Origin of the sequence: Companilactobacillus kimchii DSM 13961 = JCM 10707 (assembly GCF_001435445.1) — a bacterium.
Taxonomy (GTDB): Bacteria; Bacillota; Bacilli; order Lactobacillales; family Lactobacillaceae; genus Companilactobacillus; species Companilactobacillus kimchii.
The window spans coordinates 66,054-89,327 of sequence record NZ_AZDH01000026.1; the positions used below are offsets into that span (position 1 = coordinate 66,054).

The following is a 23,274-nucleotide window of genomic DNA, read 5'->3' on the forward strand; positions in this document are numbered from 1 at the left end:
TTATATGGCAGAACAAAATGGGATAATTCAGCTAAAAGATATTGATGTTACTTTTCATAATGAAGGCAAAACAATTGAAGCTGTGAAAAACGTTTCTATTAACGTTAACAAAGGTGATGTGTTTGGTGTCATTGGATACTCTGGTGCAGGAAAAAGTACTTTGGTTCGTGTAATCAATTTATTACAAAAACCAACTTCTGGAACAGTTGTAGTTAATGACCAAAACTTAACACAATTGAGTGCTAAGGATTTACGTAAGGCACGTCGCAATATTGGAATGATTTTCCAACACTTCAATTTGATGAATTCGTTAACTGTTTATGGAAATGTTGATTTTCCATTACGTGATTCAGGATTAAGTAAAGCTGAACGTAAACAAAAAATTGATAAATTATTGGATATTGTTGGTCTATCTGATCGTGCGAAAAACTACCCATCACAACTATCAGGTGGTCAAAAACAGCGTGTTGCGATTGCTCGTGCTTTAGCAAATGATCCCGAAATTTTGATTTCAGATGAAGCTACTAGTGCTCTAGATCCAAAAACTACCACTGAAATTTTGAATCTACTAGGACGTTTAAATGAAGAATTAGGTATCACAATCGTTATCATCACACATGAAATGGATGCTATCAAACAAGTATGTAATCGTGTTGCAGTTATGGAAAACGGTGAATTGATTGAAGAAGGCAGTTTGCTATCAATCTTCGGTAATCCTAAGCAACAACTTACAAAAGACTTTGTTAATACATCTACTCATATCGGTTCAGTTCTTGATGAAATTAGAGATAGTGGAATTGTTGATAAACTTTCCGGTCGTTTGATCGAATTGAATTATATCGGTGATTCAACTAATGAACCAATTGTTGTTGAGCTTTATAAACGTTTCCAAGTTGAAGCTAATATTCTTTTCAGTAATATTGAAAGATTACAGAGTACTACCGTTGGAATTATGCTGTTTGCTTTGACTGGTGACGATGACAAAGTTGAACAAGCTATTCAATACTTAAATAGTTTGAAAGTTAATGTTAAAGAAATATCTTTAAAGAAAGAGGGCGAATAATTCATGGCAGATTTAGTAAATAAATTTCTTCCTAATGTTGTAGCTAATTGGGAAGGTGACAATGGTTTCGTAGTAGCCATTTGGCAAACACTTTATATGACATTTGTCAGTGCATTATTTGCTGGAATTATCGGAATTATCTTAGGAATTCTGCTAGTTGTTACAGCTGATGATGGAATTACTCCACATAAAACTTTTTACACATGCTTAGATAAGCTGGTTAACTTGTTCAGATCAATACCATTTATTATTCTATTGGCTGTTATTGGACCATTTACAAAGTTGATTGTTGGTCAAACAATAGGACCTACTGGTGCGTTAGTACCGCTAGTTATCGGGACAGCACCATTCTTCGCTAGACAAGTTCAATTAGCCTTAGTCGAAGTTGATCACGGTGTGATTGAAGCTGCTGAAGCAATCGGTCTTTCACCAATTAAAATTATTTTTAGAGTTTACTTGCGTGAGGGTCTACCAGAATTGATCCGTTCAGGAACTCTAACAATTATCAGTTTGATTGGTTTAACTGCCATGGCCGGTGCCGTTGGTGGTGGTGGTCTTGGTAACATGGCCATTTCTGTTGGTTATCAAAGATTTGAGAATGATGTAACTATTGTATCTATGTTATTTATCTTAGTTTTAGTGTTTGTTATTCAAGGACTTGGCGATTTTGCCGTCCGTAAGCTTGAACATTAGATAACAAGTTGATCGGAAAAGTAACTTATTGATTTTTGTACAGAAAGCCTCAGGTGCTGAGATGAGGACAAAACAGTAAGTGAAAATGATCCGTGATTGGTATCCCTGAATTTTTTAAGGGATGATGGCTGGTACCCATTATCGTACACGCATGCAAGTGCATGTTATTAAGGAAAGCAGATGTGAGTTTGCTTTTAAAATAGAATGGTACCGCGCGAAAAGGCGCTTCTATCTTAGACAAATGATGTCTAGTTAGGAGCGTCTTTTTGTATATAGGGATTTAAATATGAGGAGGAGTTTCATTATGAAAAATAATAAAATTAAAGCTATCTTTTTGTTAGTTGTTGCCACATTCAGTTTGTTCTTGTTAGCAGGTTGTGGAAGTAATTCTTCAGCTAGTTCAACCAAAGAAAAGACTGTAAAAATAGGTATTACAGGTTCTGATGATGAAGTACTAAAAGCTGTTGCTAAGAAAGTTAAAAAAGAGGGTATCAACATTAAAATTGTTGAATTCTCAGATTACAGTCAACCAAATACAGCCCTAGATCAAGGCGAAATTGATTTAAATGCCTTCCAAACAGTTATTTTCCAAAATGACTGGAACAAGAAACATAAGACACATATCGTTTCAATCGGTTCAACTGTAATTGCTCCAATGGCTCTATATTCAAAGAAGATCAAGAAAGTTAGTCAAATCAAGGATGGTGATAAGATTGCCGTTGCCAATGATGCCACAAATGAAGCTCGTGGATTAACTTTACTAGAAAGTGCCGGTTTGATTAAGTTGGATAACGCAAAAGTTCCTGGTTTAAAAGATATTACAGAAAATAAATTGAACCTAAAGATCACCCCATTAGATGCTGCCCAAACAGCCAAATCAATGGATGATGTTACGGCTTCAGTAGTTAATAGTGGAGTTGCCAATGATTCAAAACTAGATCCTAAGACAGCCGTTTATAGAGAAAAAATTACAGCTAAGTCAAAACCATACGTAAATATCATTTCAGCTAATAAGAAAGACAAAGATAACCCTACATACAAGAAAATCGTTAAAGCATATCAATCAAAAGATATCGCTAAAGTTATTAAAAAAGAATTCCATGGTTACGAACAACCAGCTTGGAATTATAAAGTATTGAATTAGAGAGGGTGGAGCAGGCCTGCTTAGATTCTGAGCATTTGCCTAAGAACTGAAATTATCCGCCGTACCTGCGGATGATTCCAGCTCTGTAGCAAAGCACAGGAATCTGGCCTGTGGAACCCGTTTGCTGCATACTTGAGGATAAAAATAAATACCACAATCCCCAAAGACCAAAATCAGCAGATTACCGAGTATCGAAAGAGAAGGCTCCAAACTACCACCTACCACCAAAGAATAGAACAACTACCACACCAAAAAAACGTCTAGAATAATTTCTAGGCGTTTTTTGTAACGAAAGATAACACATTTCACAAAATTTATTTTAAAATAGAGATAACAAGTAAAGCAAAGTCAGGGATATATATGAAAGATTTAGGGACAGTTATCAAAGAACTGCGGAAAGATAAGAAACTTACACAAAAAGAATTAGCAGAGGGTATTTGTGCTCAATCGATGTTGTCAGCTATTGAAAATAACGTTTATGTTCCTAATGCTAATTTATTGATCAAGTTAGCCACTAAATTGGAAGTAAGTCTGGATCAAGTTAGTTTGGCAACCAATTTTCCTATTAGTTCAAAGTACAATTTCAATGATAAAGTGGATGATCTCTGTAACAATCATCAGTATCAGGAATTGTATGATTTTTTGATGCAGGATAAAGTTTTGGATAATCTGAAGACTAGTTTACAAATGCAAGCTTATTACTATTACTTAGGTGTGGCTCAGTTACAAACTAATGCTATTTCTGAGGCTAAACAGTCATTGAATTTATCACTGGCAGAGGTCAATGCTAAACATCCCAATACTTTGGGGCGTCTGGCATATATGGCTATTGGTTATGTTCATAGTTTGGAGAATGAGAAAGATTTGGCAGAGGAATATATTAATAAGGCCTTTAGAAATTGGGATGAATTTTCTTATGAAGAAAATCAAAATGCTCTTTATTACTTGGCCGCGTTGATTTATTTCAAATTGAATGATTATCAAGATTCGACTGCCTATATAGCTGATGGAATTGGCTTTATTGCAAAGCATAATTCTCACTATATGCTGGCCAATTGTTATTTTCTATTGGCTCGTTTAGCATTGGTGGCTCACAACGATGATGAACGTCTAGAAGCTAATAGACGTAAGGATCTGTTTACAGAATTGTACGGTGAAAATATTTTTGAAGAATTTTAAAATATCAGAATACTGATTTTTAATTAGAGTCCAAATTTCATAAGATAACCTCATAAATTAGATAGGAGATGTTCTTATGAAAAAATTGTTTACTAATAACATTGAAATTGATTCTAATCTCAAAACGGTAACTGATACTTTGGCAAGTGCTTTTACGTTAGCTAAATGGAATTATGCTATTTCAAAAGTTACCGAAGTTGGCGCTGATAAATTTGCAATTCATCGTAATGAACCAGCTGTAAATCAAGATGAAATTGTAACGGTTGAAAAAAATGATAATGAAGTAGTTTATGTAAGTAGGGGCGGAAAACTAGAATATCAATTAGCTTTTCAAATTTCCCAAACTGACGGCCGCGTATTAGTAACAGAGACTTTTTATGTGTTGAATAATTTTAGTCTGCCAGAAGCTTTGATTGCTCCAATTACTAAAAAAGCCTTTAACCAGAATCTACAAGCTTTGAAAAATTTGATTGAAGCATAAAAAAAGTGTAATCACTCTTAGGTGGTTACGCTTTTTGTGTTTGATATTTACCATGAATGACAACCTTCATTCCTGAAGGAACATTTTCGTAGATCCATTTGCAATCAGGAACAGATAGGTGAACACATCCGTGTGATGAGGGTTCTCTACCTAAAGTTTTGGCAATCGATTTTACATAAGTTCCTTGTTCATCTGTTGGTGTTGTGTGGAAAAGATATTCACCATGATTTAAGAAGGAAACGTAGTAGTATGCGCCTAATTTCAAAGGTGCTGTGTAAAAGAAATCACCACGTTCGTTTTGAATATGATAAGTTCCTCTAGGAGTCGTATCATGCTTACCGGTTGATGAGTACATCTCATATAGATTGGTTTTGCCGTCCTTAATGTAAACACGTTGTGTTGTGATATCGACATCAATCCAAGCCTTAGGATATTTGTATAGATCTGGATATTCTTTTTTTTCAGAGGCACTATTATATTTGAAATTTTCCAATTTCACCATGTGTTTGTCATCCTTAACGTTTAATGGTGAAGGAACCTTTTTCTTTAATTTCTTCTTAGCCCGATTCTTTTTGATAACTTGTTGTTGTGCCTCAGCCTGAGTTTTCTTAGTTGAAGTGTTTGAAACGTGCCAAACAATTATCCCCAATATTAAAACTGAAAATGCGGATAAAACAATAGTATAAACTTTCCTACGATTCATTGAATTTTCCCCCAAACGTATATAATTATATTTATATTATACATGGCTTGTAGAAAAAAGCACTGTAACTAAATAATACTTTCATGTGACATAATTGTAAGTCTTATGTAAGCAATTTAAATGTACTTATTTTTGTGAATAGATTAAGATGAATTTAACATAACAAAGGGGGAAAGCAATTATGCATATTCCAATTAAACGTTCCAACAATGATAGAGTACTTGCCGGAGTGGTCGGTGGATTAGCTGAACACTTCCAATGGAATTCAACTATTGCTAGAGTATTATGGGTTGTTTTAGCTTTGACACCTTTACCAGGAATTATCGGTTATTTAGTACTCTGGCTATTAATGGAAAATCCAGAAGATTAAATTAAAGGGGGAGAGTATAGTGCATATTCCAGTTAAAAGATCTAAAGATAATCAAATATTAGGTGGAGTTATTGCCGGATTTTGTGAAAACTTCGATTGGAATCCAGCGATTGGTCGGGTTCTGTATGTTATTTTAACCTTGACCCCAGGTTTTCCAGGAATCATTGTTTATTTAATACTTTGGATGATAATGGAAAAACCAGATATGAATTAAAAGAGCCAAATATTAAAAAAATAGAGGTGGGTAATCGTACTTGGTTGCCTGCCTCTATTTTTTAGGTGGAAAATAATTATGCTTCTAAACTGAGTACATCTGCAATAGTGTTAAGAACACCATCATGATCATTGTCAGTTACGGAAATCATATCAGCTTCTGCTTGAATGTGTTTGCCACTATTTTTCATAGCGACACCAATGCCAGATTCTTGTAACATTTCCAAATCGTTGCCATTGTCACCAAAGGAAATAACGTTTTGTGTAGAAATATTGTAGTAATCACACAACTCTTTGATACCAGTGGCTTTGTTGATATGGGCACTAATGATATCAATACTACCAAATCCACTTACGGCGGCGTGAATTGTGTCTCCATAATTGTCGTTAATATATTTAACCGTAGGATCAAGTTCTTCATCATCGATTCGAATGTTCATTTTGAAAATTTTATCATCGATGTCATTCATATTATCGAGTCGGACAAGGTTATTGATGTAATAATCATTGGTCTGTGGGGAATCCGCATTGACGTAAGTTCCATTTTCACCGGAAAAACAAAGGCTGATAATATTTAAGTTACTATTCAATTCTTTATCAATATCAAATAATTCATCATTGTTCAAAGTGTCTTCGTAAATAGTTTTACCGTCAACTAGAATTTGAGCACCATTTTCAGCCACGATGGCATCGATGTTTTCAGTCTGTTGAAAAATTTGTTCGAGGTGACTATAACTGTTACCGCTGGCTACGGAAAATTTAATGTCTTGTTGATGCAATTGGTCAATATAATTATTTAAACGTTGTACATTATATTCGTGATTAGAATCAAAAAGGGTTCCATCTATATCAGTTGCAATTAATTTTATATTCTTCAAATTAAATTCTCCTAAGTAAGCTTATTTATAATTTATTATAAACTAACCGAATATAAAAATAAAAATGCATCTATTCAGAAAAGGCAATACTCTTATCCTGAATAGATGCATTATTTAATTTGTTTTTTTATATTGAGATTTATTAATTAAATCATTCATTCCATTATTCATTAGTTCGTCTTCTTTTTGTCCAGACAAGTCGCGAGTATCTTTATCGGTAGTCGGCGGCACTTCAGATTCTCGGCGATATTTACCATCGAAGTCTTGAAAGAAAGTACTCTTTTCAACATAAGTTGCACTCCAAGATTTTCCGTGAGTTCCATTAACCCCTTTAGGGACTTTAGTAAGTCCCACTGCCATTTTTTCACCAGCTTTAGGTAAGCGGGTAAATTCTAAGGTGATAATTTCATTAGGATTCGTGTCATCAGAAAGTTTAAAGTTGTGGGCGGCTGCGTCTTCTTTTCTAGTAATATTTCCACCCATGATTTCTATTGGAATAGTTCTATGTAATTTTTTACTGTCACCTCTTAAAACATTATCAATTCTCAGGCTCACAGTGGTATAAGGGAAGTTACCAGAAACATGACTCTTTAGTCCGACTACTTCACCAACGACTACTAATTCAGATTTGTTAATTAATTTGGAAAAAGTCGAAGGGTATTCACCAACAAAACATGATTCTCCACCTGTTTTTATAATCTTATGATTATAGAATTCATCGTTGATTTTCTTTGCTTCTGATTTACTTAATTTTTTTGGGGAAATAGATTTCTTAACTTTGGAGATCATTTTTTCATGAGTAATATTATTGGCCTTATTGTTAACGTAATACGTAGTGAAGCCACCTAATAGTAAAACTGCAATAGCAGAAATTAACATCACTTTTCTTTTCAAAATTTTGCCCCCTATGAATATTTTTAATTATATGGACAATCTGTGTATTTCTTGTATGTTTCTTCCATAATACCTTATTTTAAAAGAGGGTATATTGAAAATTCGATTTATTTTTAAGTTAAAAAAATAGACTAGATTCTGTAAGTTTTGCGGAATCTAATCTATTTATAATTTACAGCAAAGGTAAGAACCAGTTAGCCCAGATCCAACTCAGTGGCATAATGATAACCATCGCGGGAATCATATCCGCTATTGGGAACATCTTGAGCTTCACCATTCTGAAACCAGTTGCCAGCATTAGAAAACCACCACAGGCTTTGAAATCAAGAATCATATTTGGAGTTGTGAGTGGAAAAATGAAACGTGCTAGTAAGAATAGAATATAGAAGAGAATAAATTGCGGAATAGCAATAATAGAAACTACGTAACCTAAGTTGCAGGCAAAGATAGCAGCTGTAAAGAAGTCCAAAACAGATTTAGAAATCAAAATAGTTGTGTCACCAGTCATCCCATTATCCAAACTTCCGTAAATACCAGTACCGCTGGCACAGAAGAGTACAATCACGGTAACTAAAGTGTTGACGAAGTCTTCATGAGACATTTCTGTCTTAGAATTAGGAAATAATTTTGAAATAGGCTTCTGCATTTCAACAGCACCTTTGTTGATCCATTGACCCAAATGCATCCACAAACCTATTCCAGTTCCGATTACTAAAGCAAAGATAACGGCAGGCATATATTTCATCGGTGCAATCGAATAGATACCCATTCCCATCGAACAGACACCAAAAATCAAGGTAATATCATTTTTGAATTGTTCACTAAATTTATCACCTAAGAACCCGCCAAGTAAGCCACCAAATAAGACTGAGGCAGCATTGATAATAACACCAGTTGGCATAGTCGTAATACCCCTTTCAAATACTTAACTATTTCCAACTTTAAGATTTAGCGGCACAATGAACAATTCAAAAACTGTGATATAGTATTCTAAAATGGAATGGGAGGCATGAGGAATGGATTTACAAAAGCTCAAAATTTTTGTCGATTTGTCGAAAACATTAAATTATACTGATACGGCTGAGAATCTTTTTACTACTCAAGGCAATATTTCCAAACAGGTCATGGCATTAGAAAAGGAACTTGGTGTATCATTGTTCAAGCGTGCCCATCGCAAAATTGAAATGACGCAACAAGGCGAAATTGTTTTACCTTATGCGAAAAAGATTTTACTGGATTATAACGAATTAAGTAATAAGTTAAACGACTTTCAGGCCGCTAAGAATTTGACAATTGAAATGCATACCATTCCCACAATGCCTAGCTATCAAAGCTTTACTTTAATAACCCAATTTTTACAGAAGCATCCTGAAGTACACATGCAACTGCGGGAAGAGGAAAGCTATAATTTAATTACTTCATTGAAGTCAGGCAAGTGTGAGATTATCTTTGCTCGAACTTTTGATTTTGATGATCCTGATTTAGAAAGAATTGTCACCGAAGAGGATAAGTTTGTAGCAGTTTTGCCTAGAAAGCATCCTTTGGCAAAATCGAAGAAACTTACTATTTCTCAATTGAAAGATGATCCATTCTTAATTTTGGGAAAATCAACTAACTTATATGATCCAGTTATAAAACTTTGCCGTCAGGCTCACTTCACACCGAAAATTGCATATGAAGGAACCAGGGTCGATTTAATTATGCAGATGGTCCAAAACAATATGGGGATTTCCATTATGATGCAGAAGACAGCTCAGAATTTTGACAGTGAAGAGTTCTCGATTGTTCCACTGACAACTAATATTGCTAACGAATTATGTTTTATTCGTGTTAAGGGTGAACATTCTAGTGCTAATAATCTCTTTTGGAGATATATCCAAACAAATTTAAAAGTTTTACAAGCTAAGTAGAAGTATTGGGGGACGACAATATCCAAGATTTATCAACAACTGAAATAATTAATTTGATGGAATCAAATTTGAAAATGAAATTTTCAGATGAACAAATTGCTATACTGAATAATGATTTTATGAGGCCACTTTTAGTTAACGCTTGTGCCGGTTCAGGTAAGACAACTATTTTTATTTTAATGGCATTGATTGCAATAGCTGAAGGAAAAACAGAACCTAATGAAATTTTAGGAATTACTTTTTCACACAAATCAAAAATTGACATGGGTCAACGTTATCAAAATTTTGTTGACCAGTTACAAGGTAGTGGGTTGAATTTATCTAGCGGGAAGCCGAAATTTACTACTTTTCATGCACTATTTTATCAACTGTTACGGCAGAATCCTGAATATCGTAGTGCAAAAGTTTTAACATCTTATCGCTATTTTATTCGGGATTTATCAGATCAGATCAAACATCCTAGTAACATTATTACTAAAGATGAGATGTTGTCGGAAATGTTCGACTTGAACGATTATTTGATCAATCAAGATTTGACTAGTGACGGTGTATTGCCTAATGAGTGCGTCGGTAAACCTTTGAGTGAAGCAGTTAAAGTCATGGGTCAATACTCAAGACAGAATCACAACGAGACCTTTTTTGAAGATTATATTGATGTGATCAAGAAATATCAGGAACTAAAACATAATAATGGCTATATTGACTTTAATGATATGAAACTTTTGTTGTTAAAGAGTATGCAGGTACCAGAATATTTGCAGTATTATCAACAGATTATGGCTCGCTTTAAGATTGCAGTTATTGATGAGTTTCAAGATATTGATAACTTACAGTGGAAAATCATTTCACAGTTATTGAGTCCAGAAACGATGCAGCATTTGATTGTTATCGGGGATGATGACCAGAGTATTTATTCATTCAGAGGTAGTAATCCACAATTCATTTTGAATTATAAGAAGCTTTTACCCCAGGCCCAGAAGAAAAACCTATCAACAAATTATCGGACCGGTGAGAAAATTTTGAAAAGAGTTATTCCACTGATTAAAAAGAATCATGTTCGTTTGGATAAGGATTTGTTGTCTGGCAAGAAGGACATGGGAAAGTTTATTCTTTATAGTACGAAGAAGTCAGGCTTTAGTGGCGATTCCAAGATGTTACGTCGTCTGGTTAAACAAATTAATGATCCCAAAATCAACAACGATGATATTGCCATTTTGGTTCGTTACAATTCTTCAAGAATGTTGTTGGCTGATTGGTTGGCTAATCAAAAAATCTATGCGGATATCAATAATATTGGAGCTATCTTACAGAATAATATTGTCTATCGAATTGTGACGGAATTGATGAGATCTCTGTGGCAGGATAAGTTTTCCTATTTCAGTAATCAGGCTAATCGGATTGGTTTCAGAGCTTATAAAGATCACACGGAAAAAGTTCAGGCCAAAGCCGAAGATGAGTTTGAAACTTTGAGTCAGTATTTCAAAGGTGCCGAGAAATATAATGCAATGACCAATACACCTTATAAACGTACTGATGAGCGAGTTAAAGTCTATTTCAACAGTGTTCAACGTTTTAAAAAACAGATGGAACAGTCAGATAATAAGGCTACGAAGCAAAAATTGTCGCAGAGTCTGATTAAAGATTTGTATAAAGCTACGACAAAATTAACTGATCGATATTTTGATTACATGGAAGAAAAAAATTTCATGTCAAAGAATGAAGTCAATGATATCAAGAAGTATTTGCTGGAAGAATTAGAGAAGTATCCTAATATTGATGATTTCTTTGCAGCTGAAGAGAATAAAAAAGAAATACTCACGAGTCGAGTTGAGCAAGGTAAACAGGATAATCGTATTCAGTTTTTATCATTGCACCAGGCAAAGGGATTGGAATTCAAGTATGTTTATCTCTATGGGTTAACAGATAAAGAAGTTGATCGTAACAGTAAAGTTTTGAATAGCTGGTTCCCACCGGAAATGCCAATGGATAAGTTTGTACAGAAATGGAAATTAGTTTATAATCACGATTTCAAATATTTAGAGAATGCCTTGAAGACAGCTCACGTTGAAAAATATCGTGATATTACCAATAACAATGCCTTCAACCCAATTAATTTGGATAAGACTTTGAATAAGAATAAGGAATTCAAAATGTTCTATACAATGTACAATGAGATTGAGAACTATTCGGCTTTCATTGAAGAAGAACGTCGTCTCCTGTATGTTGGTGTCACTAGAGCCCAAAAAGAGTTGAATCTAAGAATTGCGCCGGATTCCAATCCTTTGGTGTTTGAATTGGAATTACCTAAGAAAAAAGATAAAAAATAAATTGTGGATGTGAGACAAATATACTTAATCTTCAAGCATTGAAACAATAATCCTAGTAATTGTATTTGATTACTAGGATTATTTGTTTTGCTTTTTTTCGTGGTTTTATACCATTCTTTAATTATATTTTAGACACTTTTCATTATCTGTTAGTTTCCAATTTTTTTATTTTATTTTGCAAATCTTTTATTTCCTCCATACTAATGTTGGGGTCGGTAATGAATGTTCCAAGTCGTTGTTTCAGCAAAAGTAGATTATTGTCTTCAGAACTAGAGTAATGATTGTTCAAAATTGGATTTAGAAGCTTTTTATTTTTTATATTGTAAGTTTTAAAATTCAATTTTTCTGTGAAATCAATGTCATGGTTAATTAAAATAATTGTTCCTGGATAATTAATAAGGAAATCTTCAAGTCCCTTCTTTGCCCGTAAGTCTAAGTAATTTGTAGGTTCGTCTAGAATTAGTAATTGATGTGGACCCAATAATATTTTTGCTAATTGTAACTTTACCTTTTGACCACCGCTTAGTTCAGAAACTTTTCTTGGTAGGATTTCTTTGATTCCTAGTGCTGAAAAGGTAGCAAAAATTGTTTGTGAATTCTGATCAGATGATGCTCTTATCAATGAATTTACTTTGTCTTTGTCTGCTAAGGACGTATGGTTTTGGTCAAAATAACCAATACTAATATGATTTAGGAAAAATTTCTCTTTATGTCTTAGTACCATTTTTATCATAGTAGTTTTTCCGCTACCATTTTTACCGGTAATTTGGATGTGATCTCCATATTTGAGTTTTAAGTTCACATCATCGATTAAAATACGATCGTTTATTTTTATTGTCGTATCTTTAATATTCAAAACTGTCCGGCTATCAAGAAGTTTAGTATTTGGATCTACGAATTTAATTGGTTTCACCGTTCTGGGACGTTGTACTTTTATAGTGCGATTCATTCTACTTTCTAATGATTTAGCGCTTTTTTGCATCTTTCTTTCCATGGTATCGTGGCTAGTCATTCCAGCCGCCTTTTTTTCAGATGAGGATAGTTTTCTACCGTTTCCTTTTTTTAGTCGTTCGGCTCGTTGTTCACGCTTTTGTATTTGTTTCTTCCATTTAGATATTTGAATCTGTTGTTGTTTGTAAGAAGTTAGCTGTTTTTTGTAACTCTTTTCTTTATTTAGTAAGAATTCACTATATGATTCGTTATAAACGGTTAGTTTTTTATCATTTATTATCCACAGGGAATTGACCAAGTTTAAAAGAGACTCGTCATGGGTTATTAATAATAATTTCCCATTAAAGGAATTTATTATATCTTTCAACCAGACTTGTTGAGTTGTATCTAGATTTGTAGATGGTTCATCCAACATTAATAGAGCGGGATGACTTTCTAAGGATTCAATTATTGCGGCTTTAGTTCTTTCTCCGCCACTTTTCATATCATCTGTGGGTTGAATTTGCTTAACTAAAGAATAAGTTCCGTTAAAATTAATTAGTTTTTTTCTTCGAATATTTTTAATTATATAATTAAAAAATGTAGTTTTACCTGCACCGTTATCGCCGATGATTCCAATAATTTCATCAGAATGGACTATTAGATTAGGAAACGTAAATAGAATACTATCGTTGATTGAAATAATTCCTTTAGAAATTTGTAACATATTATCATCTTCTAATTATTTGTTAATGATATTATAATACTTTTAACGATGTTGATTAAATGATAATAAAATTATTGGATAATTAAAAAGCATTCCATAATGGAATGCTTTTTAAGTTAACATGAATTGTTCATACCAAATATCCCTCTTATAATAATCACTGTTAAGAAAAAGAGGAGGCAATTAAATGTCAGAACAACCATATGATTTAAGAAGAGTTATTGATGAATTAAAGAAGGAACCTGGTCAATACCATGAAACTGATGTTGAGGTTGATCCGGATGCAGAACTTTCTGGAGTTTACCGTTATATCGGTGCTGGTGGAACGGTTAAACGTCCTACTCAAGAGGGTCCAGCAATGATGTTCAACAATGTCAAAGGATTCCCTGGAACAAGGGTATTCATCGGTGCGATGGCAAGTCGTAAGCGTGATGGGATGATTTTGCATCATGACTATAAGACTTTGGGACGTCTTTTAAAGGATTCAGTGGAACATCCTGTTGCTCCAGTAATGGTGGATTCTGACAAAGCTCCTGTACAAGAAGTTGTTCATAAGGCTACTGACAAAGATTTCGATATCAGAAAGATTTTGCCAGCTCCAACTAATACTGAATACGATGCTGGTCCATACATTACTATGGGATTAGTTTTGGGGTCAGATCCTGATAAGACTATGACAGACGTTACGATTCACCGTATGGTTTTGGAAGACAAAGATACAATTGGTATGTATATCATGCCTGGTGGTCGTCACATTGGACACTTCCAGAAACAATTTGAAAAACTAGATAAACCTATGCCTATTACAATTAATATTGGTTTGGATCCAGCCATTACCATCGGGGCAACTTTTGAGCCACCTACAACTCCACTTGGTTATGATGAATTGAATATTGCTGGGGCTTTGCGTAATCAAGCAGTTCAACTCGTTAACGCCAAAACAATTGATGAAAAGGCGATTGCTCGTGCTGAATACGTAGTTGAAGCCGAAATTATGCCTAACCAAACTATGCAGGAAGATATCAATACACATACTGGCAAAGCTATGCCTGAATTCCCAGGCTACAATGGTGATGCTAATCCAGCTGTTAATGTGGTAAAGGTTAAGGCTATCACTCACCGTAAAGATAACCCAATTATGCAGACAACAATTGGTCCTAGTGAAGAACATGTCTCCATGGCCGGAATTCCTACTGAGGCAAGTATTCTTGAACTTGTTGATAAAGCCATTCCCGGTAAAGTTGTTAATGTTTATAATCCACCAGCAGGTGGCGGTAAGTTAATGACTATCATGCAAATTCACAAGGATAATGAAGCCGATGAAGGTATTCAAAGACAAGCAGCTATTTTGGCTCTATCAGCCTTTAAGGAATTGAAGACAGTCTTTTTAGTTGATGAAGACGTCGATATCTTTGATATGAACGATGTTGTTTGGACAATGAATACTAGATTCCAAGGCGATAAGGATATTATGGTTCTACCAGGTATGAGAAATCATCCTTTGGATCCATCTGAAAGACCACAATATGATCCTAAGTCAATTCGTTTCCGTGGTATGAGTTCCAAGACAATTATCGATGGTACTGTACCATTTGATATGAAAGACCAATTTATCCGTGCTCAGTTTAAGGAAGTCGATGACTGGCAAAAATATTTGAAATAAGGAAGTGTGAAGATGGCTCGTAAAAGAAGAATTGTCATTGGTGTCACTGGTGCTTCTGGCACAATCTATGCAATTGATTTAATGAAAAAATTAAAGACAATTGAGAACGTTGAAACACATGTTGTTTTTAGTGCTTGGGCTAAGAAAAATTTACAGTTAGAAACAAAAATGTCCTTAGCTGAGATTAAGGAATTAGCCGATTATTTTTACAGTGATAACGATCTGGGTGCTACTATTGCTAGTGGTTCATTCTTAACCGATGGAATGGTAATTGTTCCCGCCAGTATGAAGACCGTTGCTAGTATTGCAGTAGGTATCGGTGACAATCTAATTTCACGAGCAGCTGATGTCACACTGAAAGAACAACGTAAGTTGATTATGGTACCAAGAGAAACTCCTTTAAATACGATACATTTAGAGAACATGACAAAGTTATCAAAAATGGGTGTACAAATGATTCCACCAATTCCGGCATTTTATAATCATCCTGAAACCATTCAAGATTTAGTTGATCATCAAACAATGAAAGAACTAGATGCTTTAAGAATTGACAATGAAATTGGCGGACGTTGGGAGGGAATTTAATGAAATTCTCAGTTACCAAAGAAAATTACACCGTAACAGCTGATATTACTATTATTGGTAAAGATTTGTTTATCGCTATAACGGGTGGAGATAATCCTCATATTGGAACTATCACGACTCTAACGAAAAATATTGATATGCAGACGATACGATATCCTAGTCACGACGGCAGATTTCACAAGGATGATGTTCTAGCCACACGTGTTGGAAAAATCATTCAACCTTATCTACCAGGAAGTTGCACTATCAGTGCGGGAGTTCACATTAATCATATTTCAAAGAAACAGATCATGGTTTCCGGTCAAATGGCACAAAATTTAGGTGATCAAATTAGTACTTGGTTACAACAGACTGATTTTGATGTGCCAGCACCTGTTTACTACAGTGATTCGGAGAATCCACAATAAAATAAATGCCCTCTAAAACTAGTGATTACCTAGTTCTAGAGGGCATTTTTGTTTTACTTATTTAAATAGAATTCCCAGAATTTTTTGGCTACATCTTTCTTAGACATTAATGGCCAAACTAGAGGTTTTTGTTCTTTTTGTAGAAGGGTGACTTTATTAGTATCAACATTAAAACCAGCATCAGCTTGAGCGACATTGTTAGCCAAAATAACATCAGCGTTCTTCTTAGATAACTTCTTCTCAGCATTTTCTAAAAGATTTTGCGTTTCAGCAGCAAAGCCAACAACAAATTGATTTTTAGTTTTAGTAGCGGCGATAGTTTGTAAAATATCGGGATTCTTAGTTAGTTTGATAGTGAAAATATCTTCATCATCATTCTTTTTGATTTTTTGGTCAGCTACATGAACTGGTTTAAAATCGGCAACAGCGGCAGCCATGATTAAAACATCAGTAGTAGGAAAAACATCTTTTAATTGTTTCATCATTTCGTCAGCAGTCTGTATTTGGATAATATTCATACCACCAAATGGTGCTGTCACAGTAGTAATTAAGGTTACTTCAGCTCCTAGATCACGGGCAGTTTTAGCCATCGCAAAGCCCATTTTACCGGATGAACGATTGCCGATAAATCTGACTGGATCGATAGCTTCTTTAGTTCCGCCAGCAGTTACAACGACTTTAACACCTTTCAGTTTTTTCTCAGCAAATTGTTCTTGAATTGCTTCAATTATGACATTGAGTTCAGGTAAGCGTCCTTTGCCAGTCATTCCTTCGGCCAAAAAGCCTGTTTCGGGTTCAATTATTTGAATTCCCATTTGTTTTAAAGTTTGTAAATTATGCTCAACGGCAGGATTTTCATACATATCGGTATTCATGGCTGGGAAAACCAATTTGGGTGCTTTAGTTGCCAGCAAACTGGTAGAAACGATATCGTCAGCTAACCCATTAGCCATTTTTCCAATAATATTGGCAGTTGCGGGAACAATCACGGCTAAATCGGTCCACAGTGCTAATTTAATATGAGGAATAAAGTCATCAGTAGCAGTTTGGGGTTTGAAATTATCGGTGATAACAGGCCTTTGACTCAAGGTAGCGAATGTTAGTGGTGTAACAAATTCTTGTGCTGATTTGGTCATAATAACTTGAACCTGGGCATCTTGTTTAATCAATGCACGTACAATATTTAACGATTTATAGGCTGCAATACCACCTGTAACATAAATTGCAATATGTTTATCTTTAAGCATAATTTCACCTCAAAATTTTTTCTTACTATATTATACATGATTATGAGTATGATAATATTTTCTTATCAGGGGGTTGTCATGAATATTTATACATTGGATATAATAATTATTATTTTACTGATTATTGGTTTGAATGATCCGTTGCTTGGATTTTTACAAAGTATATTAGGAAGCAATTTTGTAGTTAGTGAAATAATTATTGGTGTTGTTGTGATTTTTCTTATGATTGTTATTCATAAGTATGTTTTGAGACGATTTTTCTTTAAAAAATAAATAGGTGGGATGTGTTTTTATTGCCGTCTTCCGCAAAAGTTGAAAATGCTGGTGGAACGCCATTAGTATTATCGGTTTAAATAAGCAATTGCTTCCAAGTATGATGATAGTTAAAAAGTATCTATATTGACTAATGTAAATAATTATTTTTACTTAGAAGGTTATAGAACATAATTACTTTTTTCAAAACAAATAATCGAAGGGCCATTTAGTCTGGAGTAAAAATTAAAATGCATTCAGCTGTGAGATTATTGTTAGTGGCTTGCCACTTACAATAAGACCGATCTTGGAGATCCAAAATCTCGCACGTAGGGCGAAATTTTTAGCTCCAAGTCGCGTCCACAGCGTTCCAATGTATTTTAATTTTTGTGGAAGACGGCAATATTCAGTTCAAACATCGCTGGTGTTTGGCCTTTTTTGTACTTCAATTAATGTTTTTATTTGAAAGAATACATATAATGATTATGAAATTACTTTTTAATCAATTATTTAAAAGTGTAAAATTAAAGTAATTACATTTCCACCAAAGGAGAATGTCGCGATGGAAAACGTTATTTCACAAAGAGAATTAGAAAATAAAAAATTAGCTAAACAGACTGCTGAGGAAGGTATTGTTTTACTGCAAAATCGTAATGCTACTTTACCGATTAAAAATAAAACAGTGGCTTTGTACGGGAGCGGAGCTTTTGCCACGGTAAAAGGTGGTACTGGTTCTGGTGATGTTAATCAACGAAATATGGTTAGTATTCTGGACGGATTAGAGAGTCATGGTTTCACGGTTACTACTAAGGCTTGGTTGAACCGCCTAAATCGTTACTACCAAAAAGAAAAACAGTCACATGATGAGAAACTAAAGGATGATCCTTTAGCCTTGTTAGCCCCAGCTTTTAAATTTAATGATCCCGAAGTGGGAGAGTTTGAAGATAGTCTAACTGGAATTTATGTTATTTCAAGAAGTTCTGGTGAAAATTATGATCGTAAGAATGAAACTGGCGATTTTAAATTAACTGATAATGAACTTTCAAATATTAAAAGGATGAGTGAATATTACACTAACAGTATTTTGCTATTAAATGTCGGTGGTGTGATCGATACTAGTTTTATTGATGAATGTCCTTTGTTGGATAGTGTCGTTCTCGTTTCTCAATTGGGAATGACAACTGGAGATGCGGTTGCTGATATTATTGACGGAACCACGACACCTTCTGGTAAATTGACGGATACTTGGGCTTATTCATATGATGATTATCCAACTTCGGAAAATTTTGGAATGGAAAATCCTAAGTATGTTGAGGGTATTTACGTTGGTTATCGTTATTTTGATAGCTTCAACGTTAAACCAAGATATGAGTTTGGTTACGGCTTGAGTTACGCTGATTTCTATTTAAAAGCACAAAAAGTAAATGTTAATGAGAAAAAAATTAAACTAAGCGTGAATGTCGAAAATACTGGCAACAAATATTCTGGCCGTGAAGTTGTCCAAGTGTATGTTTCTAAACCACAGACGGGAATTCTTACATCTTACCAAGATTTGATTTGCTATGAAAAAACGGCTGTGTTACGTCCCAATGCCCAACAGAAGCTTGATTTTGAAATTAATACGAGTGATTTAAGTGTCTTCGATGATGAATTGGGAGCTTATGTTCTAGTGCCTGGGACTTATCTTTTGCGAGTAGGTAACAGTTCACGTAATACGAAAGTCGTTGCTTCATTCAAACTTGATGAGAAAGTTATTTTGGAAAAAGTTAATCCACTGATGAAGCCAGAAACTGATCCAACTGTTTTCACAGAGAACAAGGTTGAATTGGAAAATGTGACGGATGTACCACGTTTTATTTTAAAAGCTAATAATTTCCCAGAAACTGAATTTATCCAGTATCAAGAGAAGTCTGATGTTACAACTTTTATTAATGACGAAGATCCATTGCCTGGTAAAGGATTAGATGAAGTTGTAGAACAAGTTCGCAATGCTGCCGGAAAAACGCTTGATGACGTTAATAATGGCGATGTCGAACTGGCCGAATTTGTGGCTAGCTTATCTACCAAGCAATTAGTTGATTTAGTCGAAGGCCAACTTTCAACTAAAGAGAATAGTGTAGTTGGTATCTCGTCAGACATTTTACCGGGTGCTGCTGGACAAACAGGAATGATCGATCATAAAGGTGTTCCCGCTTTAGTTATGGCTGATGGACCGGCTGGAATCAGAATAGAGCCAGTCTTTGAACGAAATGGTCAGACAGTCACGCATTATGCAACTGCGTGGCCTATTGGAACGGCGTTAGCTCAAACTTGGAATAAGAGTTTAGTTAAAAAAGTCGGATTTGCTATTGGTCGAGAAATGGTCGAATTCGGAGTTGATTTGTGGTTAGCTCCAGGGATGAATATTCACCGTGATCCGCTCGGTGGACGTAATTTTGAATACTTTGCTGAAGATCCATATCTTTCTGGAACAATTGCTGCATCGGAAACTAAAGGTGTACAAGATCACCACACAATTGGCGTAACTTTGAAGCACTTTATTGGCAATAACCAAGAGAGCTTCCGTAATTCTGGAGATAGCTTAATTGGTGAACAAGCTTTACGTGAAATTTATTTACGTAATTTTGAGATTGCTGTGAAATTAGGACAACCAGTAGCAATGATGACTTCATACAATCAAGTCAATGGAACCTTCTCAGGTGCTAATTTTGAATTATTAACGAATATTTTACGTGATGAATGGCATTTTAAAGGTTTAGTAATGACTGATTGGTTCAGTTCAGCTGATCCTAAGGAAAGCATGCATGCTGGAAATGATTTGATTATGCCTGGAAATTCCAAGGAAGATTTACTCTGTGCAGCTAGTGATTTTGGGCCAGAGTTTGATGACCAAGGCAATATCAAGATTAAAGAAGAACTTGATATCAAGACTAAGGGTATCAAGAAAACAGAAATGTGGAACGACTTCGTATTAGATTCCGATGGGGACGTGTTAGTAAAAGTTAGGGTCGATAGTAATTCTAACTTGAATAAGCAAATTCAGACCTGGGTCTACACAGGAGAAGCTCAAATTGTTGATGATGATCATGTCTTGTTAACCGGAAAGTGGAAAGATAATAATACTTTGTACTTAGGCGATTTACAAAAATCTGCAATCAATATTTTAAGAACAGTTTTGAAATTGAAATTTAGTTAAAACTGCTGTTTTCCGCAAGAATTGGGAATACATTGGAACGCTATGGGCACGGCTTGAAGCTAATTATTTCACACTTCGTGCAAAATAATGGATCTCTAAGCTCGACCTTTCCCTAAGCAATAAATTGCTAAGGGAATCTCATGGCTGAGCCAATTTTCTTGTTGCTCCGAACTAAATCCTGCTTTGCTATGTAGTGTCGTTGTAAAATTTAAATAATAAATAAGAACGGCCTCTATTAAGAGATACTCAAGTGTATAGAGAACATATATCTTGAATGCTTAATGGGGCTGTTCTTTTGATTTGAAATTTTTATTTAGATTATGTAGATCTAAAAATCTCGAAACACTGCAATTCTACTTGATAATATTAGAACTAGGGAACTAGTCGGTAGTAAAAAATCTGTGGGCCCTCAGTGGTGAGGTTATACTTAGCTTGCGAAACAAGGTTAGTATAAGACCGAGCTTGGAGATCCATGATTTCGCACAAAGTGCGGAATTATTAGCTCCAAGTCGTGTCCACCACGTTCCAGCGGCCCACAGATTTTTTGCGGACGACGGCATATTTCAATTATATTAGTTGGCATTTAGTTATGGAGTAAAGGCAAAAAAAGAATAAGGGCGTAGAAATCAAAATTGACTTCTACACCCTTATTCTTTTTTGATACGTGATAAACTGTTTGCAATAGACTGATTACGTACCGAAAGTAATATTATAACATTATATTAATATCTGTTTAATAGGTCAACATAAGCATCAACAATACTTTGTAAAAATCCGACAGTTCCTTCAGCAACATTACCGTTTTCGTCAAGAACATTTGTCACATTACCAATGTATGCTTCTGGTTGTTGAAGAACTGGCATGTTCAAGAATACTAGTGATTGACGCAAATGGTGGTTGGCACCAAACCCACTGATAGCACCGGGTGAGACGCTGACGATGGCAGCTGGTTTCATGTCCCAAGCACTTTGACCGTATGGTCTTGAACCAACATCAAGAGCGTTCTTTAATGCAGCAGGGACGGAACGATTGTATTCTGGAGTTACAAATAAGACACCTTTAACATCTTTAATTTTATTTCTGAATTCTGTATATTCTGCTGGAACTGATTCAGGTGTATCAATATCCTCATTATATAATGGTAAATTACCAATTTCGATAAATTCTGGTTCGTATTGGCTAGGGAAAAGTTTAGCAAGATTCTTAGCAATCTGCTTTGAATATGATCCTTTACGTAAACTTCCCACTAAAACAGCGATTTTTTCTGACATATGAAATTCCTCCGTAACCTTTGATGTTTTTAAATTATCACAAAAAAGAATAATCAACAAATATTTGTTCTCGCAAACAAAAATAATTTTATTTTGAAGGAAAACGATTGCAGAAAAATTAGAAGTGTGTTTACGATTTGTCGACAGTTGTATAAGTGTGCAGAATGTAATATTTTAATTGCAATAATATGATCTTGATTACGAAAGTATTACAAAAACGACTTCAAACTGAATTTTTTTATTCTGTCTGTAATATGATTGAAATATTCGTCTTGTATAGTTTCCTCTGGTAAACGAAAAACCGGGGAGAGATTAGTTGTTAAAGCAAATTAAATTAGAAGCACTACTTATCATTAGTTTGATCGTTACTGGGGGTATGGGATATACAGTTGCTTATGCCGCAGATGCATCAGCAGACCAAACAAGTAATGCAACGGATTTTAGAAAAACGTTGACTAATTTGGAAACAAACCAAAGAGTTGATGAAAATGCCGATAAACTAAATAAAAAAATTATGTTGTCAGGTAATAAGGAATTTATGCCTGGAATCGAAAATAGTGAAAAAGATCCAAATGTGAACATGGACGAGATTGCATCACAAGCTAAAGCGGAACAAAAGCAACAAGATGTTGATCACGCACCAGTTCAAGAATCACAACCAGAACAAGTTGAAGAGTCACAACAAGCAATTACACAAGCCGCTTCAGAACCACCTGTAGAAATGCAGACAGCTGGTAAAAGTGTTGGTACTTTTAAAATTAGTTTTTACGATCCTGCAGTTTTAGGATCAGATATGGGTTATTCAGGAGTTGCTACTAACTTAAGTGTTATTCCACGTGGATCAAGCTTAAAGATTACTACAGCTCAAGGGGATGTCTTCTATCGCACAGTTAATGATACTGGAACATTTGCCTATGACAATCCTTATCAAATTGATATGGCAATGCCAAATAGTATGATTCCTTCATATGGAATCACCAGTGCTACTGTTGAAATCATTGGTTAATTGAATTATTTTTGCAAAACGGTCTGTAACTCAAATTATGAGTTGCTGGCTGTTTTTTTGTATTATCATGAGGGGCCAAAAATTTAATAAACTTCCTTCTTATTGTAAAATGTAATTATTAAAAAGAAGGTTAGA

General features: G+C 34.7%; 22 protein-coding genes and 1 other annotated feature. Of the genes, 15 read left to right on the forward strand and 7 right to left on the reverse strand.

Going from position 1 to position 23,274, the window contains the following annotated elements; genetic code table 11:
- Positions 1–4 precede the first annotated feature (4 nt).
- The 5 genes from FC97_RS11235 (at position 5) to FC97_RS11255 (ending at position 4,560) form a co-directional block, all read left to right on the forward strand.
- Positions 5–1,063, forward strand: a complete 1,059-nt coding sequence (locus tag FC97_RS11235; RefSeq protein WP_054643278.1) for a methionine ABC transporter ATP-binding protein — start codon at positions 5–7, stop codon at positions 1,061–1,063.
- A gap of 3 nt (positions 1,064–1,066) precedes the next feature.
- On the forward strand, positions 1,067–1,756 hold the full coding sequence (locus FC97_RS11240; RefSeq protein ID WP_025086130.1) for a methionine ABC transporter permease: 690 nt from the start codon (positions 1,067–1,069) through the stop codon (positions 1,754–1,756).
- Positions 1,756–1,989, forward strand: a binding site (T-box leader). Its footprint overlaps the gene before it by 1 nt.
- Positions 1,990–2,075: 86 nt before the next feature.
- Entirely contained in the window at positions 2,076–2,900 is an 825-nt protein-coding gene (locus tag FC97_RS11245) for a MetQ/NlpA family ABC transporter substrate-binding protein (protein WP_371125786.1), read from the forward strand.
- Between the two features lie 360 nt (positions 2,901–3,260).
- Positions 3,261–4,079 carry a helix-turn-helix domain-containing protein gene (locus FC97_RS11250; RefSeq protein ID WP_054643276.1) on the forward strand — a complete coding sequence of 273 codons (819 nt, stop codon included), beginning with the start codon at positions 3,261–3,263 and terminating at the stop codon, positions 4,077–4,079.
- Positions 4,080–4,155: 76 nt separating this feature from the next.
- Positions 4,156–4,560 (forward strand): hypothetical protein, encoded by a 405-nt coding sequence (locus tag FC97_RS11255; protein WP_054643275.1) that lies wholly within the window; start codon positions 4,156–4,158, stop codon positions 4,558–4,560.
- A gap of 25 nt (positions 4,561–4,585) precedes the next feature.
- On the opposite strand, the gene FC97_RS11260 is transcribed toward FC97_RS11255, so the two are convergent.
- Positions 4,586–5,263, reverse strand: coding sequence for a L,D-transpeptidase (locus tag FC97_RS11260; protein ID WP_054643274.1), 678 nt, complete (start codon positions 5,261–5,263; stop codon positions 4,586–4,588).
- Positions 5,264–5,444: 181 nt separating this feature from the next.
- Between FC97_RS11260 and FC97_RS11265 the strand changes: the two genes are divergently transcribed.
- Together FC97_RS11265 and FC97_RS11270 are read left to right on the forward strand one after the other, a co-directional pair.
- Positions 5,445–5,633, forward strand: coding sequence for a PspC domain-containing protein (locus FC97_RS11265; protein WP_054643273.1), 189 nt, complete (start codon positions 5,445–5,447; stop codon positions 5,631–5,633).
- 19 nt (positions 5,634–5,652) lie between these two features.
- Positions 5,653–5,847 carry a PspC domain-containing protein gene (locus tag FC97_RS11270; protein ID WP_054643272.1) on the forward strand — a complete coding sequence of 65 codons (195 nt, stop codon included), beginning with the start codon at positions 5,653–5,655 and terminating at the stop codon, positions 5,845–5,847.
- A 76-nt stretch (positions 5,848–5,923) separates the two neighbouring features.
- On the opposite strand, the gene FC97_RS11275 is transcribed toward FC97_RS11270, so the two are convergent.
- The 3 genes from FC97_RS11275 to FC97_RS11285 form a co-directional block, all read right to left on the reverse strand.
- The gene (locus tag FC97_RS11275; protein WP_054643271.1) at positions 5,924–6,724 is read right to left on the reverse strand and encodes a Cof-type HAD-IIB family hydrolase; all 801 of its coding nucleotides are present in this window, start codon (positions 6,722–6,724) and stop codon (positions 5,924–5,926) included.
- 114 nt (positions 6,725–6,838) lie between these two features.
- A complete protein-coding gene (locus FC97_RS11280; protein ID WP_054643270.1) occupies positions 6,839–7,618 on the reverse strand; it encodes a hypothetical protein in 780 nt (259 codons plus the stop codon).
- A 172-nt stretch (positions 7,619–7,790) separates the two neighbouring features.
- Complete coding sequence (locus tag FC97_RS11285) at positions 7,791–8,519, reverse strand: DUF554 domain-containing protein (protein ID WP_025086228.1); 729 nt, start codon at positions 8,517–8,519, stop codon at positions 7,791–7,793.
- A gap of 115 nt (positions 8,520–8,634) precedes the next feature.
- Between FC97_RS11285 and FC97_RS11290 the strand changes: the two genes are divergently transcribed.
- The gene (locus FC97_RS11290) at positions 8,635–9,528 is read left to right on the forward strand and encodes a LysR family transcriptional regulator (RefSeq protein WP_054643269.1); all 894 of its coding nucleotides are present in this window, start codon (positions 8,635–8,637) and stop codon (positions 9,526–9,528) included.
- 74 nt (positions 9,529–9,602) lie between these two features.
- Positions 9,603–11,855 (forward strand): UvrD-helicase domain-containing protein, encoded by a 2,253-nt coding sequence (locus tag FC97_RS11295; RefSeq protein WP_158163562.1) that lies wholly within the window; start codon positions 9,603–9,605, stop codon positions 11,853–11,855.
- Between the two features lie 142 nt (positions 11,856–11,997).
- On the opposite strand, the gene FC97_RS11300 is transcribed toward FC97_RS11295, so the two are convergent.
- Entirely contained in the window at positions 11,998–13,512 is a 1,515-nt protein-coding gene (locus FC97_RS11300; protein WP_056968241.1) for an ATP-binding cassette domain-containing protein, read from the reverse strand.
- A gap of 187 nt (positions 13,513–13,699) precedes the next feature.
- Between FC97_RS11300 and FC97_RS11305 the strand changes: the two genes are divergently transcribed.
- Genes FC97_RS11305 through lpdD form a run of 3 tightly spaced genes read left to right on the forward strand, consistent with a single transcriptional unit; the run spans position 13,700 to position 16,167 of the window.
- A complete protein-coding gene (locus FC97_RS11305; RefSeq protein ID WP_054643265.1) occupies positions 13,700–15,175 on the forward strand; it encodes a UbiD family decarboxylase in 1,476 nt (491 codons plus the stop codon).
- A gap of 12 nt (positions 15,176–15,187) precedes the next feature.
- Complete coding sequence (locus tag FC97_RS11310; RefSeq protein ID WP_054643264.1) at positions 15,188–15,760, forward strand: UbiX family flavin prenyltransferase; 573 nt, start codon at positions 15,188–15,190, stop codon at positions 15,758–15,760.
- On the forward strand, positions 15,760–16,167 hold the full coding sequence (gene lpdD, locus FC97_RS11315; RefSeq protein ID WP_054643263.1) for a prenylated flavin chaperone LpdD: 408 nt from the start codon (positions 15,760–15,762) through the stop codon (positions 16,165–16,167). The genes FC97_RS11310 and lpdD overlap by 1 nt, the downstream gene beginning before the upstream one ends.
- Before the next feature lie 53 nt (positions 16,168–16,220).
- Here the strand turns inward: lpdD and coaBC are convergent, their stop codons facing one another.
- Positions 16,221–17,414 carry a bifunctional phosphopantothenoylcysteine decarboxylase/phosphopantothenate--cysteine ligase CoaBC gene (gene coaBC, locus FC97_RS11320; protein WP_056968243.1) on the reverse strand — a complete coding sequence of 398 codons (1,194 nt, stop codon included), beginning with the start codon at positions 17,412–17,414 and terminating at the stop codon, positions 16,221–16,223.
- Positions 17,415–17,492: 78 nt separating this feature from the next.
- On the opposite strand from coaBC, the gene FC97_RS11325 reads away from it, so the two are divergent.
- Both FC97_RS11325 and FC97_RS11330 read left to right on the forward strand, forming a co-directional pair.
- On the forward strand, positions 17,493–17,687 hold the full coding sequence (locus tag FC97_RS11325) for a hypothetical protein (protein WP_054643262.1): 195 nt from the start codon (positions 17,493–17,495) through the stop codon (positions 17,685–17,687).
- Between the two features lie 541 nt (positions 17,688–18,228).
- Positions 18,229–20,862, forward strand: coding sequence for a glycoside hydrolase family 3 protein (locus FC97_RS11330; protein ID WP_056968245.1), 2,634 nt, complete (start codon positions 18,229–18,231; stop codon positions 20,860–20,862).
- Between the two features lie 722 nt (positions 20,863–21,584).
- Here FC97_RS11330 and FC97_RS11335 read toward each other — a convergent pair.
- Entirely contained in the window at positions 21,585–22,133 is a 549-nt protein-coding gene (locus tag FC97_RS11335) for an NADPH-dependent FMN reductase (RefSeq protein ID WP_054643258.1), read from the reverse strand.
- 316 nt (positions 22,134–22,449) lie between these two features.
- Here FC97_RS11335 and FC97_RS13845 point away from each other — a divergent pair, with 316 nt between their 5' ends.
- Positions 22,450–23,139 carry a hypothetical protein gene (locus tag FC97_RS13845; RefSeq protein ID WP_054643257.1) on the forward strand — a complete coding sequence of 230 codons (690 nt, stop codon included), beginning with the start codon at positions 22,450–22,452 and terminating at the stop codon, positions 23,137–23,139.
- The last annotated feature ends 135 nt before the right edge of the window (positions 23,140–23,274 follow it).

What these genes read in the sequence shown, in the direction of transcription:
- FC97_RS11300 (WP_056968241.1), bottom strand. Translation starts at nt 13,512, where the DNA reads ATGTTACAAATTTCTAAAGGAATTATTTCAATCAACGATAGTATTCTA.
- FC97_RS11295 (WP_158163562.1), top strand. Translation starts at nt 9,603, where the DNA reads ATGAAATTTTCAGATGAACAAATTGCTATACTGAATAATGATTTTATG.
- coaBC (WP_056968243.1), bottom strand. Translation starts at nt 17,414, where the DNA reads ATGCTTAAAGATAAACATATTGCAATTTATGTTACAGGTGGTATTGCA.
- lpdD (WP_054643263.1), top strand. Translation starts at nt 15,760, where the DNA reads ATGAAATTCTCAGTTACCAAAGAAAATTACACCGTAACAGCTGATATT.
- FC97_RS11265 (WP_054643273.1), top strand. Translation starts at nt 5,445, where the DNA reads ATGCATATTCCAATTAAACGTTCCAACAATGATAGAGTACTTGCCGGA.
- FC97_RS11250 (WP_054643276.1), top strand. Translation starts at nt 3,261, where the DNA reads ATGAAAGATTTAGGGACAGTTATCAAAGAACTGCGGAAAGATAAGAAA.
- FC97_RS11260 (WP_054643274.1), bottom strand. Translation starts at nt 5,263, where the DNA reads ATGAATCGTAGGAAAGTTTATACTATTGTTTTATCCGCATTTTCAGTT.
- FC97_RS11285 (WP_025086228.1), bottom strand. Translation starts at nt 8,519, where the DNA reads ATGCCAACTGGTGTTATTATCAATGCTGCCTCAGTCTTATTTGGTGGC.
- FC97_RS11330 (WP_056968245.1), top strand. Translation starts at nt 18,229, where the DNA reads ATGGAAAACGTTATTTCACAAAGAGAATTAGAAAATAAAAAATTAGCT.
- FC97_RS11255 (WP_054643275.1), top strand. Translation starts at nt 4,156, where the DNA reads ATGAAAAAATTGTTTACTAATAACATTGAAATTGATTCTAATCTCAAA.
- FC97_RS11325 (WP_054643262.1), top strand. Translation starts at nt 17,493, where the DNA reads ATGAATATTTATACATTGGATATAATAATTATTATTTTACTGATTATT.
- FC97_RS11335 (WP_054643258.1), bottom strand. Translation starts at nt 22,133, where the DNA reads ATGTCAGAAAAAATCGCTGTTTTAGTGGGAAGTTTACGTAAAGGATCA.
- FC97_RS11290 (WP_054643269.1), top strand. Translation starts at nt 8,635, where the DNA reads ATGGATTTACAAAAGCTCAAAATTTTTGTCGATTTGTCGAAAACATTA.
- FC97_RS11235 (WP_054643278.1), top strand. Translation starts at nt 5, where the DNA reads ATGGCAGAACAAAATGGGATAATTCAGCTAAAAGATATTGATGTTACT.
- FC97_RS11310 (WP_054643264.1), top strand. Translation starts at nt 15,188, where the DNA reads ATGGCTCGTAAAAGAAGAATTGTCATTGGTGTCACTGGTGCTTCTGGC.
- FC97_RS11240 (WP_025086130.1), top strand. Translation starts at nt 1,067, where the DNA reads ATGGCAGATTTAGTAAATAAATTTCTTCCTAATGTTGTAGCTAATTGG.
- FC97_RS11305 (WP_054643265.1), top strand. Translation starts at nt 13,700, where the DNA reads ATGTCAGAACAACCATATGATTTAAGAAGAGTTATTGATGAATTAAAG.